Origin of the sequence: Kitasatospora sp. NPDC015120 (assembly GCF_043080305.1) — a bacterium.
Lineage (GTDB): Bacteria > Actinomycetota > Actinomycetes > Streptomycetales > Streptomycetaceae > Kitasatospora.
Window position 1 is genome coordinate 781,800 of sequence record NZ_JBIBVJ010000002.1, and the last position, 13,525, is coordinate 795,324.

Below are 13,525 nucleotides of genomic sequence, written 5' to 3' on the forward strand. Positions count from 1 at the left end.
AAGTGCGTACTTGATCGTTCCCGGGGCCGGAACGAGGCTGGCCGGCATGACACAGAACGCCGCTGACGCCGTTTCGAAGACCCCGCTCACCCTGCTCGGCCTCGGTGCGATGGGCACCGCGCTGGCCGGCGCCTGGCTGGCCGCCGGGCATCCGCTCACCGTCTGGAACCGCACCGCCGCCCGGGCCGAACCGCTCGCCGCCCGGGGCGCCGCCGTCGCCGCCACGGCGGGCGAGGCGGTGGCCGCCAACCGGCTGGTGGTGGTCTGCCTGCTCGACGACGCCTCGGTCGAGGAGGCGCTGGCCGGCGTCGACCTCGCCGGCAAGGACGTCGTCAACCTGGTCACCAGCACCCCCGGCACGGCCCGCGCCCGCGCGGCCCTGGTGACCGGCCGGGGCGCCCGCTACCTGGACGGCGGCATCATGGCCGTCCCGCCGATGATCGGCGTTCCGCAGGCCGGACCGTACGTCTTCTACAGCGGCTCCCCGGAGCTGTTCGAGGAGCACCGCGCGACCCTCACGGCCCCGGCCGACGCCCGGTACGTCGGCGAGGACGCGGGCCACGCCGCGCTGCACGACGTGGCGCTGCTGAGCGCGATGTACGGCATGTTCGCGGGTGTCGCGCACGCCTTCGCGCTGGTCCGCGGCGAGTCCGTCGACCCGCGCGCGCTGGCCCCGCTGCTCTCCTCCTGGCTCACCGCGATGACCGGCTCGGTCGAGGCCACCGCCGGGCAGCTGGCGGCCGGCGACTACACCGAGGGCGTCGTCTCCAACCTGGCGATGCAGGTCGCCGGGGTGCCGACCTTCCTGCGCACCGCCGAGGAGCAGGGCGTGAGCAGCGAACTGCTCACGCCCTACTTCGCGCTGATGCGCCGCCGCCTCGACGCCGACCCGGCCCGGCACGGCGCGGAGGACCTCACCGGCGTGGTCGACCTCCTGCGCGGGTAGGGCGCCCGCCCCGCCCCCTGCGGCCGGTGCCCCGGCTTCCGCTCAGCCGGCCGCCGGGCGGTCGGCGGGGAGACGGCGCCGCAGGGCGGGGTCGGTCAGGGCGCGGGGCCGCCAGACGCCGTCCGGCGGGTAGACGTCGGTGCCGGGCGGGACGATCGCGTCGATCCGGTCCAGGGCGGCGTCGTCGAGGACGAGGTCGGCGCCCTTGAGGGCCGCCTCCAGCTGGCCGGGGGTCCGCGGTCCGATGATCACCGAGGTGACCGCCGGGTGCGCGAGCGGGAAGGCGAGGGCCAGCTCGGGCAGGGTGCGGCCGAGGTCCTCGGCGACGGCGGTCAGCTGCTCGACGGCGTCCAGCTTGGCCTGGTTGACCGGCAGCGCCGGGTCGAACCGGGCCGGCATGAGGGCGGCGCGCCCGCTGCCCAGGTCGACCGGCCGGTGCTTGCGGTAGCGGCCGGTGAGGAAGCCGGAGGCGAGCGGGGACCAGGTCAGCGCCCCCATGCCCAGCCGCCGCACGGTCGGCAGGACGTCCCGCTCGATGCCGCGGGCGAGCAGCGAGTACGGCGGCTGCTCGGTGCGGAAGCGGGGCAGGCCGCGCCGCTCGGCGACGTGGTGGGCCTCGACCAGCTCGTGGGCGGGGAAGGTCGAGCAGCCGAAGGCGAGGATCTTGCCGGCCCGCACCAGGTCGCCGAGGACGGCGAGGGTCTCCTCCAGGTCGGTGTCGGGGTCCGGCCGGTGCACCTGGTAGAGGTCGATCCGGTCGGTGCGCAGCCGGCGCAGGCTCGCCTCGACCTCCCGGACGATCCAGCGGCGGGAGTTGCCGCTGTGGTTGCGGCCCTCGCCCATCGGGAAGTGGACCTTGGTGGCGAGCACGACGTCGTCGCGGTCGCCGCGGGCCTGCAGGGCCTTGCCGACGATCTCCTCGGACTCGCCGGCCGAGTACATGTCGGCCGTGTCGACGACGTTGATGCCCGCGTCGAGCGCGGCGTGGACGATCCGGGCGCAGTCGTCGTGGTCGGGGTTGCCGATCGCGCCGAACATCATCGTGCCGAGGCAGTAGGTGCTGACCTCGATGCCGGTGCCGCCGAGCGTGCGGTAGCGCATGGTGGTGGTTCCCCCCTGGGTGCGTCGGTGGTGCGTTGCGTCCGGTGATCCGCCTGCCGAACCCTAGGAGTTGGAGTGCGCTCCAAGGCAAGGGGCGGCTCCCCCGGCGGGGGGATCCGGCTCGTTCCGGAGGGCGAGGTGCAGCCGGCCCGGGTGGTCGTTGCCGAAACAGCAACGAAAGTTGCCTCCCGTCCGGCGGCCGGAGCAGCCTGGCGGTGGAGGTGATCGCCGTGAGTGACACGCGAACCGTAACCGTTCCCGAGAGCCCGACCGCCGACGGCCATGACGTCGTGGTGGTCGGTGGTGGCGCCGCCGGCCTGAGCGCGGCCCTGGTGCTGGCACGGGCCTGCCGCCGGGTGGCCGTGGTGGACGCGGGGCAGCCGCGCAACGCCCCGGCCGCACGGATGGGCGGCTTCCTCTCCCGGGACGGCATGGCCCCGGCCGCGCTGCTGGAGACCGGCCGCGCCGAACTGGCGGGGTACGGCGTCGACCTGTTCGACGCCCGGGTGGACCACATCGAGCCGCTGCCGGCCGCGGACGCGCCCGCCTTCGACGTCCACCTGGCCGGCGGCCCGGCACTGCGGGCCCGCCGGGTGGTCGTCGCCACCGGTCTGCGCGACGGCCTGCCGGAGCTGCCCGGCCTGGCCGGGCGCTGGGGCCGCGACGTGCTGCACTGCCCGTACTGCCACGGCTACGAGGTGCGCGACCGCCCGCTCGGCGTGCTCGGCACCCACCCGGGCGCGGTGCACCAGGCACTGCTGGTGCGCCAGTGGTCGGCGGACGTCGTGCTCCTCGCGCACACCCTGGAGCTCTCCGCGGACGACCGCGCCAAGCTCGCCGCCCGGGGCGTGCGGGTCGTCGAGGGCGAGGTCAAGCGGATGGTGGTCACCGACGACCGGCTGCGCGGCGTCGAACTGGCGGACGGCACGGCCGTGCCGCGCGAGGCGGTGTTCCTCTTCCCGCACCTGGTGCCCCGGGACGCCCTGCTGTTCGGGCTGGCCTGCGAGCGGGACGCGCAGGGCTGGGTGACCACCGACCGCACGGGCCGTACCAGCGTGCCCGGGGTGTGGGCGGTGGGCAATGTCGCCGACCCGCGCGCCCAGGTGGTCACCGCCGCCGGAGCGGGCGCCGCGGCGGCGTTCGCGCTCAACCACGACCTGGTGGACGAGGACGTCGACCGCGCCCTCGCCGCCGCCTGAACCGACCCACCGAGAGGACGGAGTCCGCCATGACCCGGCACGCCCACACCCCTCAGCCGGCCCACGCCCACACCCACGCCCATCACGGCCACGGCCACGGCCATGACCACGGCCAGGGCACCGACGTCGACTGGGACGCCCTCGCCGTCCACCTGGAGCGCGAGGCCGGCGCCCAGGCCCCGGCCGTCACCGAGGCCGCCCGGTGGCTGGGCGGCCTGCTGGACGCCACCCCCGTCCGCCGGGTGCTCGACGTGGGCAGCGGCCCCGGGGTGATCGCCGGGCTGCTCGCGGACGCCTTCCCGGCCGCCGAGGTCGTCGCCGTCGATCAGTCCGCCGCCCTGCTGGAGCGGGCCCGGACCCGTTCGGCCGGCCGGGTCGCGACCCTCCGCGCCGACCTGCCCGAGGACTTCGGCACGCTCGGTGGCGCCGACCTGGTCTGGTCCGGCAACGCGATCCACCATCTCGGCGACCAGCAGGCCGCGTTGACCGCGCTGGCCGCCACCCTGCGCCCGGGCGGCGTGCTGGCCGTCGCCGAACGCGGCCTGCCGGCCCGCTACCTCCCGCGCGACCTCGGCCTCGGCCGCCCGGGCCTCCAGGCCCGGCTGGACGCGGCGCACGAGGAGACCTTCGCGGCGATGCGCGCGGCCGTCCCGGGCACCGTGGCCGTGGTCGAGGACTGGCCGGCCATGCTGGCCGCTGCCGGCCTGGTCCCGGCCGGCAGCCGGACCTTCCTGGTCGACCACCCGGCCCCGCTGGACACCCCGGTCCGCGAGTTCCTGCACGTCCAGCTCACCCGCCGCCGGGAGCAGTTCGCCGGTCTGCTGGACGACGCCGACCTCGCCGCCCTGGACGCCCTGCTGGACCGCGACGCCCCCACCGGCATCCTCGCCCGCCCCGACGCCTTCTACCTCGCCGCCCTCACCGTCCACACCGCCCGCGCGGCCTGATCCCCGGGGCCCGCCCCCGGGTCAGCGGTCCGGCTTGCGGTGCCGGCCCGTCCCCCTGCGCAGCAGCGGGGCGGACGCGTCCGCCTGCGGGCACACCGGATGCGGCCCGCCGGGCGGCTGCGGGCGGACGATCAGCGGGTAGGCCCCGGCGTAGTTCTCGGCCACCGCGACGGGCTGCCAGGTGTGGCCGTCCCATTCGACCACCAGCCGGGGCACGTCCTGGAAGAGGTGCGCCGCGCGCCGCGGCCCGGGTGCGAGGGTGATCGCGTCCCGTGTCCCCGGTGCCCGGCGGCGGCGTGCCCGCCCGGCGTACCGGTCGGCCGGCGGCTCGTCGGCCGGCGGCTCGTCCTCGGCGTCCATCGTGGGCACCTCCCTGGTGGATCGGTCGGGGACGGCCAGTCTCGCCGATCCGCCGTGGGCCGGGCGATTCCACGATCGGGTGAAAAACCGATGGACGGCCGCCTCCCCGGTGCGGGGAGACGGCCGTCCGTCAAGGGCCGTGGGGCCAAAGGCCCTCCGTCAGCGGCCGACCGTCAGCGGCCGGCCGCCTGCTCGCCGCCGCCGAAGCGCTCGGTCCAGGCGGCCAGGTCCTCGTCGGTGATCTTGGCGAACAGCACCGGCGGCACCGTGAACGGCGTCCTGGCCGGCACCGCGTCCAGCGCCCGCGCCGCCTCCGCGTCCACCCAGGCGGCGGTGCGGGCCGGGGCGTCGGCCGGCAGCGCGAAGGCCTCGCGCATCGCCTGCGCCGCCGCCGGGATGAACGGCTCGGAGACCACCGCGTACAGGTGGATGAGGTTCATGGCCGTGCGCAGGGTCAGCGCGGCCGCCTCCGGGTCGGTCTTCACCTGCAGCCAGGGCGCCTTCTCGTCCAGGTAAGCGTTGCCCGCGCTCCACAGCGTGCGCAGGCTCTGCGCCGCCTTGCGGAAGTTGAGCGCCTCCAGCTGGGTCTCGTAGTCGGCCAGCAGCTCGGCGATCTGCGCGCCCAGCCGCTCCTCCGCCTCGCCCGCCGGGTGCCCGGCCGGCACGTCGTCGCCGAACCGCTTGCGGCTGAAGGACAGCACCCGGTTGACGAAGTTGCCGAGGGTGTCGGCGAGGTCCTTGTTGACCACCGACGCGAAGAGGTCCCAGGTGAAGCTGGAGTCGTCCGACTCGGGGGCGTGCGCCATCAGGAAGTAGCGCCAGTAGTCGGCCGGCAGCAGCTCCAGGGCGACGTCCGTGAAGATGCCCCGCTTCTGGCTGGTGGAGAACTTCCCGCCGTAGTACGTCAGCCAGTTGAAGGCCTTGACGTAGTCGACCTTCTTCCACGGCCGGCGCGAGCCGAGGAGGGTGGCCGGAAACATCACGGTGTGGAACGGGACGTTGTCCTTGGCCATGAACTCGGTGTAGCGGACGGTGTCGTCCGCCTCGTACCACCAGGACTTCCAGTCCCGCTGCTCGCCGGCCGGGGCCGCGTCCGCCCACTCCTTGGTGGCGCCGATGTACTCGATCGGCGCGTCGAACCAGACGTAGAAGACCTTGCCGGCGGCCGCCAGCTCCGGCCACACGTCGGCCGGCACCGGCACGCCCCACTCCAGGTCACGGGTGATCGCGCGGTCCTGGAGGCCCTCGGTCAGCCACTTGCGGGCGATCGAGGAGGCCAGCACCGGCCACTCGTCGCCGTGCGCGGCGACCCAGTCCTCCACCGGCCCGGTCAGCTTCGACTGGAGCAGGAACAGGTGCTTGGTCTCCCGCACCTCCAGGTCGGCGCTGCCGCTGATCGCCGAGCGCGGCTCCAGCAGGTCCGTCGGGTCCAGCACCCGGGTGCAGTTCTCGCACTGGTCGCCGCGCGCCTTGTCGTAGCCGCAGTGCGGGCAGGTGCCGACGATGTAGCGGTCCGGCAGGAAGCGGCCGTCCGCGTTGGAGTACACCTGGCGGATCGCCCGCTCCTCGATGAACCCGTTGGCGTGCAGCTCGCGGGCGATCTCCTGGGTGATCTCCCGGTTCTGCGGGGAGGAGCTGCGGCCGAAGTAGTCGAACGACAGCCGGAAGCCGTCGTACACCGCCTTCTGCTGCTCGTGCGCCCGGGCGCAGAACTCCGCCACCGGCAGCCCGGCCTCCTGGGCGGCCAGTTCGGCGGGCGTGCCGTGCTCGTCGGTCGCGCAGATGTACAGCACCTCGTGCCCGCGCCGGCGCAGGTACCGCGCGTAGACGTCCGCCGGCAGCATGGACCCGACCATGTTGCCCAGGTGCTTGATCCCGTTGATGTAGGGGAGGGCGCTGGTGATCAGGTGCCGAGCCATCCTCGGATGCTCCGATTTCTCCCGCACGCACCCCTGTCCCGGAGTGCCGTGACGGGCGCAGGGTCTGGGGCTGCGGAGGGAGCCGGGCACAGGCGCCGCCTCCCGGGCTGCCGGCCAGAGCGACGTTCCACTGTGGGCCTCCCAATCCTAGCGAAGCCCGCCCCGCCGCCTCGCGCCCTTTTCCCCGGGGCCGCCGGGCCGGGAGCGGGCGCCCCGCCCTGCCGGGGACGGGCGTCCGCACCGTCCCCCCGCGGGTGCGGGGGGACGGTCCGGGCGGGCAGGTCAGGCGACGAAGTGGTCGAACTCGCCGGCCTTCACGCCGAGGACGAAGGCGGCCCACTTGCGGGGGGTGGTGCGGACGATGACGGCGTCGTTCCTGGGGTCGCGGATCTCGACCATGCCGTCGACGGTGCGGATCTCCAGGGCGTCGTCGCCCTCGCCGCCGGGGGCGGCCTTCTGCCAGGTGTCCATCGGGAGGGTCTCCTTCACGGGATGAGGTGGTCGAACTCGCCGTGCTTGACGGCTTCGATGCACCGCGCGAACGTCGGGTGGCTGGTGGTGACGATCGCGTCGGGGGTGTCGGACTCGCGGATCTCGATGCGGTCGCCGGCGGCCCGCACTTCGACGCACTGGTTGCTGTTGCCGCTCATCGAGGACTTCTGCCAGTCGGTCATCGGGGTTGCCGGCCTTTCAGCTCCGTCATGATGCGCCGGATGAACTCGTGGGTCTCCTCGGGGCCCAGGGCGAGCGAGTCGGACTCGGCGACGATGGCGCGGTAGGAGGCCAGGTCCGCCTCCGAGTCGATGAACTGCGGCCCCTGGGTCAGGTCGATCTGCACCGTGTCGAGTTCGGGCACCGGGCCGTGGGCGAGGAAGAGGTCCTCGCCGGAGCCCGGGTAGGTGTCGACGGCGAAGGGGATCGCCCGCAGGGTGACCCCGGGGCGCTCGGCGTCGTCGAGCAGGCTGGCCAGCTGTTCCCGCAGGACGGTGGGGCCGCCGAACTGCATCCGCAGCGCGGCCTCGTGTATGAACGCCGTGAACGGCCGTCCGGCGGAGAGGACCTGCTGGCGTTCGGTGCGGAAGGCGGTCCGGACATCGGCGTCGTGGCGGGGGAGCGGCGGCCGGAGCCGGGCGAACATCGCGGCGGCGTAGCGGCTGGTCTGGAGCAGTCCGGGGATCGAGGTCGTGTTGAGGACGAGCAGCGACTCGGCGTGGTGTTCGAGCTCGGCGATGTCGAGCATGCCGGCCGGGACCCGGCCGCGGAAGTGGTGCCACCAGTGCTTGCCGCGGTCCTGGGTCATCAGGGTCAGGGCCTCGATCAGCGGGAGGTTGGCGCAGCGGCAGGCGGCGGCCCAGGAGCGGAGGCGGTCGGCGCTGATGCCCGACTTGCCGTTCTCCATCTGGGAGATCTTGGGGACGTCGGTGCCCAGGGCCGCCGCCATGGCCTTGGGCGTCATGCCCGCGTGCTCCCGCAGCCTGCGCAGTTCCGAGCCGAGTCGTTGCTGGCGCACGCTGGGCGACAGGCGTGGTGGCATGCGCGTCTCTCCTCGGTCGGTGCCTCCGGTGCAGTTTGCCGCCCCGTGGACACCGGGTCCACAAGGTCGCTCGATGGGGTGAAGTGCGCCAGACGCAGTAGCAACTGTTGCCCCTGGACCCTAACGTCGTCGCCATGGGGCCGGTCTGCGCCGGCAGTCGGCTCCACCCCTCAACTGGACTGGAGACAGTCGATGTTGCTTCCACCGGGGACCGGGCCCGCACCCGACGGGCCGCGCCGCGGACGGCCGCCCGGCGGCGTCGCGACGGACGCGGTTCGAACGTGCGGGCGGGGGCTTGACCTCGCCGCCGCTTTGGCCGATGACTGGGGTGTGGAACTCATCGGGGTGTGCGGCGGGGCGGTCCCGGCCGTGGCGGCGGTCGATCGCTGATGGCCGTGGTGTTGCTGACGGGCCTGCTGGTGTCGGTGGTCTTCGTCGGAGTGGTGGCGCAGATCATCGCGACCCGTCAGCCGCGGGAACGGCGCTCGGGCAAAAGGGACTTGGCGCCCCGCAAGGATCCGTAGGGCCGCTCGCGCTCAGCCGGCGGCGAGCCGCTGCTCCAGGCGGGCGCGGGCGTCCGGCCACTCGTCGCGCAGCATCGAGAAGTACGCCGTGTCCCGCCAGACGCCGTTGGCGCGACGCTTCTCGCGGCGGTGGACGCCCTCGAACCGGGCGCCGAGGCGCAGGATCGCGGTGCGCGAGCGGTCGTTGAGCGCGTCGGTCTTCCAGAACACCCGACCCATGCCCAACTCGTCGAACGCGTGCACGAGCAGCAGCAGCTTCGCCTCGGTGTTGACGGCGGTGCGCCACACCGACCGGGCGTACCAGGTGCCGCCGATCTCGACCAGTTCGTCCTGCGCGTCGAACGCGTAGTAGCTGGTGATGCCGACGGCCCGGCCGGTGGCGAGCTCGATCACGGCGAAGTTCACGGCCTTCCCGGCCGCCGTCTCGGCGAGCCGGGAGTCCAGGATCACCCCCAGCTCCTCCTCCGACGCCGGAGCGCCGAACGGGATCCACCGCCACACCTCGGGGTCGGGGCCGACGGTGCTCCACAGGCCGGACAGGTGGCGGCGCTCCAGCGGCTCCAGGCGGACGTGGCGGCCGGTGAGGGTGACGGGGACGGGCAGCTTCGCGGTCATGATCCGGAACGGTAGCCCGTGAATGCACTAGAGGCAATGGCTTTTTGTGCTAGTTCAAAACCGCGAGGGCGAAAGGAAGGCCCTGCGGACCGGGTGGTCCGCAGGGCCTTCCCGACGGCGGTGCCTACAGGAACGAGTTGATCTGGATCGTCTCGTCCCGGCCCGGGCCGACGCCGATGGCGGAGATCGGGGCGCCCGACATCTCCTCCAGCGCCTTCACGTACGCCTGGGCGTTCTTCGGCAGCTCGGCGAAGGTCTTCGCCCCGCTGATGTCCTCGCTCCAGCCCGGCAGCGTCTCGTAGACCGGCTTGGCGTGGTGGAAGTCGGACTGGTTGTACGGCAGCTCCTCGACCCGCTGCCCGTCGATCTCGTACGCCACGCAGACCGGGATCTGCTCCCAGCCGGTCAGCACGTCGAGCTTGGTGAGGAAGAAGTCGGTGAGGCCGTTGACCCGGGTCGCGTAGCGCGCGATCACCGCGTCGAACCAGCCGCAGCGGCGGTCGCGCCCGGTGGTCACGCCGCGCTCGCCGCCGATGCGGCGCAGCGCCTCGCCGTCCTCGTCGAGCAGCTCGGTCGGGAACGGGCCGGAGCCGACGCGGGTGGTGTAGGCCTTCAGGATGCCGATGACCCGGTCGATCTTGGTGGGGCCGATGCCGGAGCCGGTGCAGGCACCGCCCGAGGTCGGGTTGCTGGAGGTGACGAACGGGTAGGTGCCGTGGTCGACGTCGAGCAGGGTGCCCTGACCGCCCTCCAGCAGGACGACCTTTCCGGCCTTCAGCGCCTCGTCGAGCACCAGGGTGGTGTCGGCGAGGAACGGCTTGATCTTGTCCGCGTAGCCCAGGTACTCCTCCAGCACCAGCTCGGCGGGGATGGCGCGGCGGTTGTACAGCTTGACCAGCAGCTGGTTCTTGTCGTGCAGCGCCGCCTCGATCTTCTGGCGCAGGATCGACTCGTCGAAGAGGTCCTGGACCCGGATGCCGACGCGGTTGATCTTGTCCGCGTAGGTCGGGCCGATGCCGCGGCCGGTGGTGCCGATCCGGCGCTTGCCGAGGAAGCGCTCGGTGACCTTGTCCAGGGTGCGGTGGTACGGCGTGATCAGGTGGGCGTTGCCCGAGATCAGCAGCTTGGAGGTGTCGATGCCGCGCTCGTTCAGGCCGTTGAGCTCGGAGAGCAGCACGCCCGGGTCGATGACGACGCCGTTGCCGATCACCGGCGTCACGTTCGGGCTGAGGATGCCGGAAGGCAGCAGGTGCAGCGCGTACTTCTGGTCGCCGATGACCACCGTGTGACCGGCGTTGTTGCCGCCCTGGTAGCGGACGACGTAGTCGACGGAGCCGCCGAGGAGGTCGGTCGCCTTCCCCTTGCCCTCGTCTCCCCACTGAGCGCCAACGAGCACGAGTGCCGGCACAGGCGTACACCCCTTCCGGTTGGGGCATCCTGCGTAGGCCGCAGTCTGCCCCGAGATAGACGAAGCCCCTGGCGCAATAGCGCAAGGGGCTCTTGCACCGAGAGATTACCTGAGGAAGGACCGGTTGTGTCGTCCCAGTCCACGCCTGCAACCGGCGGCCCGGAGCCGCTCCTGCTGCTCCTCGACCCGGCGGCCCGGCAGTCCGACGGCGAGTCGGTGCGGATCGCGAGGGACGTTCTCTCCGGCGGGACGGACGTCAAGGTGGCCTGCCCGGAGACGCCCTCCGAGCTCGACCGGGTGCTTTCGCACCGCGGCCGGAGGCGACCGGTCGTGATCGGTTCGGATCTCGCGCTGCAACGGGTGCTCCAGGCGCTGTACCGCCAACGTGAGCTGGGGACGGACCCGGTGGGACTCGTCCCGGTCGGCCGGCCGGAGGAGGTGGTGGCGGCCCGGGGGCTGGGGGTGCCGCCGGCTCCGGTCGCGGCCGCGCGGGCGGTGCTGGCGGGGGCGGCGCGGAAGCTGGACCTGTTGGTGGACGACGGCGGCGGGGTGGCGCTCGGCGGGGTGCGGATCTCGGGGAGCGGGGCGCGGCGCCCGGTGGGCCGTCCGAGCGGCTGGCGTTCGCTATGGGCGAAACTCGCTGCGGCCGAGCAGGGGACCGTACTCACCCCGGAACGGGCCGCGCGGACCGGGCCGGCCGGACGCACCGGGCGCGGCGAGCCGGGCCACGGCGAGCAGAGCTCCCGGCTGCGGGTCGAGGCGGACGGCCGGCTGCTCGCGGACGTGCACCGGCCGGTCCGGGTGGTCCAGGTGACCCTGCCGTCCGGCGACTCGGCCGGCGAGGGCGTGATGGAGATCGTGGTGCGGGCCCCCGGCGCCCTGCTCCGGGCCCGGGCGGCCAGCGTCTCGGTGGCCGGCCGCGGCTTCGGCTACGAGGCGGACGGCCACCCGGTCGGCCCGGTCCGGGCCCGCACCTGGACGGTCCACCCGGGGTGCTGGGGCCTGCTGCTGCCCGCCGCCCGGGCCTCCCGCGCCGACGGGGTCCCCGGGTGAGCAGGCTCACGTTGGACGAACGGCGGGCGAACGCGGGGCGAAGCGCCGCACCCGCCCGGAATGCGCCAACGGGCGCGAACCGCAAGGCCCGGCGCGTTCGCCGGCCGGGTCCGGACGGCGAACCCCGCCGCTGGTAAGGGGTTTTGTCTACGCGCGTTACCGGCGCACACCCGTTCAGATCCGGCCGACCGGGTGCCGGAACGCCGGGCGGGCTGGCCTAGACTCGAAGGCGTGCCACGTGGTGACGGAAGACTCAACCACGATCTTCTTCCCGGCGAGAAAGGCCCCCAGGACGCTTGCGGCGTCTTCGGTGTCTGGGCTCCCGGCGAGGAGGTCGCCAAGCTCACGTTCTTCGGCCTTTACGCCCTGCAGCACCGCGGTCAGGAATCCGCGGGCATCGCAGTGAGCAACGGCTCCCAGATTCTCGTCTTCAAGGACATGGGACTCGTCTCCCAGGTCTTCGACGAGGCCTCGCTGGGGTCGTTGCACGGGCATATCGCCGTCGGACACGCCCGCTACTCGACCACCGGTTCCTCGGTCTGGGAGAACGCCCAGCCGACCTTCCGGGCGACCGTGCACGGCTCCCTGGCCCTCGGTCACAACGGAAACCTGGTGAACACCGCCGAACTGGCGGCGATGGTCGCCGAACTCCCCGGCGAGGAGCACGTCTCCCGCTCCGGGCGGACGGCCGCGACCAATGACACCGACCTGGTGACGGCGCTGCTCGCCGGCCACCCGGACCTCTCCATCGAGGAGACGGCCAAGGTCGTCCTGCCCAAGGTCAAGGGTGCCTTCTCGCTCGTCTTCATGGACGAGAACACGCTCTACGCCGCCCGTGACCCGCAGGGCATCCGCCCGCTGGTGCTGGGCCGGCTGGAGCGCGGCTGGGTGGTCGCCTCCGAGACGGCGGCGCTGGACATCTGCGGCGCCTCCTTCATCCGCGAGGTCGAGCCCGGCGAGCTCATCGCCATCGACGAGAACGGCCTGCGCACCTCGCGCTTCGCCGAGGCGAAGCCCAAGGGCTGCGTCTTCGAGTACGTGTACCTGGCCCGCCCGGACACCACCATCGCCGGCCGCAACGTCCACCTCTCCCGCGTGGAGATGGGGCGCCGGCTGGCGAAGGAGGCCCCGGTCGAGGCCGACCTGGTGATAGCGACGCCCGAGTCCGGCACCCCGGCCGCCATCGGCTACGCCGAGGCCAGCGGCATCCCGTACGGCTCCGGCCTGGTGAAGAACGCCTACGTGGGCCGCACCTTCATCCAGCCCAGCCAGACCATCCGCCAGCTGGGCATCCGGCTCAAGCTCAACCCGCTGCGCGAGGTCATCCAGGGCAAGCGCCTGGTCGTGGTGGACGACTCGATCGTCCGCGGCAACACCCAGCGCGCCCTGGTGAAGATGCTCCGCGAGGCCGGCGCGGCCGAGGTCCACATCCGGATCTCCTCGCCGCCGGTGAAGTGGCCGTGCTTCTTCGGCATCGACTTCGCCACCCGCGCGGAGCTGATCGCCAACGGCATGACGATCGAGGAGATCGGCCGCACGCTCGGCGCGGACTCGCTCTCCTACATCTCGATCGACGGCATGATCGAGGCCACCGGGCAGCCGAAGGACCGGCTCTGCCGGGCCTGCTTCGACGGCGAGTATCCGATGGAGCTGCCGGACCCGGCGCTCCTCGGCAAGCTCCTGCTGGAGGCCGAGATCAAGGGTGGCCAGCAGACCCCCGCGGTCCGCGGCAAGCCGACCAGCGGCAGCGACCTGGACGGCGTCCAGTCGCTGCTCGGCGGGGCGGGCGCGGCCGACGCGCTGCGCCGCCCGTAACGACGAACCCGCGGTGGGGGGCCGCCCCCCGGGCCCCCCCCCCCGGTCCACCCCCCCCCCCCCCCCCCCCGGGGCCCGCCCGCCGGGCGGACCCCCCCCCACCC

Annotated in this window: 13 protein-coding genes; 5 read left to right on the plus strand and 8 right to left on the minus strand. The window is 73.4% G+C overall.

All coding sequences use genetic code 11. From position 1 onward, the window contains the following. Nucleotides 1-46 precede the first annotated feature (46 nt). Complete coding sequence (locus ACF1AK_RS08250) at nt 47-946, plus strand: NAD(P)-dependent oxidoreductase (RefSeq protein ID WP_391497918.1); 900 nt, start codon at nt 47-49, stop codon at nt 944-946. 42 nt (nt 947-988) lie between these two features. Here ACF1AK_RS08250 and ACF1AK_RS08255 read toward each other — a convergent pair whose 3' ends face one another. Then, on the minus strand, nt 989-2,047 hold the full coding sequence (locus ACF1AK_RS08255) for an aldo/keto reductase (RefSeq protein ID WP_391497919.1): 1,059 nt from the start codon (nt 2,045-2,047) through the stop codon (nt 989-991). Nucleotides 2,048-2,277: 230 nt separating this feature from the next. Between ACF1AK_RS08255 and ACF1AK_RS08260 the strand changes: the two genes are divergently transcribed. After that, nucleotides 2,278-3,246: an NAD(P)/FAD-dependent oxidoreductase gene (locus ACF1AK_RS08260; RefSeq protein ID WP_391497920.1), complete on the plus strand. Its 969-nt coding sequence runs from the start codon at nt 2,278-2,280 to the stop codon at nt 3,244-3,246. Nucleotides 3,247-3,275: 29 nt separating this feature from the next. Further along, nucleotides 3,276-4,193, plus strand: a complete 918-nt coding sequence (locus ACF1AK_RS08265; RefSeq protein ID WP_391497921.1) for a class I SAM-dependent methyltransferase — start codon at nt 3,276-3,278, stop codon at nt 4,191-4,193. A 21-nt stretch (nt 4,194-4,214) separates the two neighbouring features. On the opposite strand, the gene ACF1AK_RS08270 is transcribed toward ACF1AK_RS08265, so the two are convergent. From ACF1AK_RS08270 to ACF1AK_RS08300, 7 genes are all read right to left on the minus strand, one after another. Next, on the minus strand, nt 4,215-4,553 hold the full coding sequence (locus ACF1AK_RS08270; protein WP_391497922.1) for a DUF6087 family protein: 339 nt from the start codon (nt 4,551-4,553) through the stop codon (nt 4,215-4,217). A 173-nt stretch (nt 4,554-4,726) separates the two neighbouring features. Beyond that, complete coding sequence (metG, locus tag ACF1AK_RS08275; RefSeq protein ID WP_391497923.1) at nt 4,727-6,472, minus strand: methionine--tRNA ligase; 1,746 nt, start codon at nt 6,470-6,472, stop codon at nt 4,727-4,729. Between the two features lie 282 nt (nt 6,473-6,754). Then, a complete protein-coding gene (locus ACF1AK_RS08280) occupies nt 6,755-6,943 on the minus strand; it encodes a DUF397 domain-containing protein (protein ID WP_380289265.1) in 189 nt (62 codons plus the stop codon). Between the two features lie 14 nt (nt 6,944-6,957). Continuing rightward, nucleotides 6,958-7,146 (minus strand): DUF397 domain-containing protein, encoded by a 189-nt coding sequence (locus ACF1AK_RS08285; protein ID WP_391497924.1) that lies wholly within the window; start codon nt 7,144-7,146, stop codon nt 6,958-6,960. Further along, nucleotides 7,143-8,006 carry a helix-turn-helix domain-containing protein gene (locus tag ACF1AK_RS08290; protein WP_391497925.1) on the minus strand — a complete coding sequence of 288 codons (864 nt, stop codon included), beginning with the start codon at nt 8,004-8,006 and terminating at the stop codon, nt 7,143-7,145. Before ACF1AK_RS08290 ends, ACF1AK_RS08285 begins: the two co-directional genes overlap by 4 nt. Before the next feature lie 536 nt (nt 8,007-8,542). Further along, nucleotides 8,543-9,145 carry a GNAT family N-acetyltransferase gene (locus ACF1AK_RS08295; RefSeq protein ID WP_391497926.1) on the minus strand — a complete coding sequence of 201 codons (603 nt, stop codon included), beginning with the start codon at nt 9,143-9,145 and terminating at the stop codon, nt 8,543-8,545. Nucleotides 9,146-9,269: 124 nt separating this feature from the next. Beyond that, nucleotides 9,270-10,553: an adenylosuccinate synthase gene (locus ACF1AK_RS08300; RefSeq protein WP_391497927.1), complete on the minus strand. Its 1,284-nt coding sequence runs from the start codon at nt 10,551-10,553 to the stop codon at nt 9,270-9,272. A 126-nt stretch (nt 10,554-10,679) separates the two neighbouring features. Here ACF1AK_RS08300 and ACF1AK_RS08305 point away from each other — a divergent pair, with 126 nt between their 5' ends. Both ACF1AK_RS08305 and purF read left to right on the plus strand, forming a co-directional pair. Further along, nucleotides 10,680-11,606, plus strand: coding sequence for a diacylglycerol kinase (locus ACF1AK_RS08305; RefSeq protein WP_391497928.1), 927 nt, complete (start codon nt 10,680-10,682; stop codon nt 11,604-11,606). A gap of 231 nt (nt 11,607-11,837) precedes the next feature. Further along, entirely contained in the window at nt 11,838-13,421 is a 1,584-nt protein-coding gene (gene purF, locus ACF1AK_RS08310; protein ID WP_391497930.1) for an amidophosphoribosyltransferase, read from the plus strand. Nucleotides 13,422-13,525: the final 104 nt, after the last annotated feature.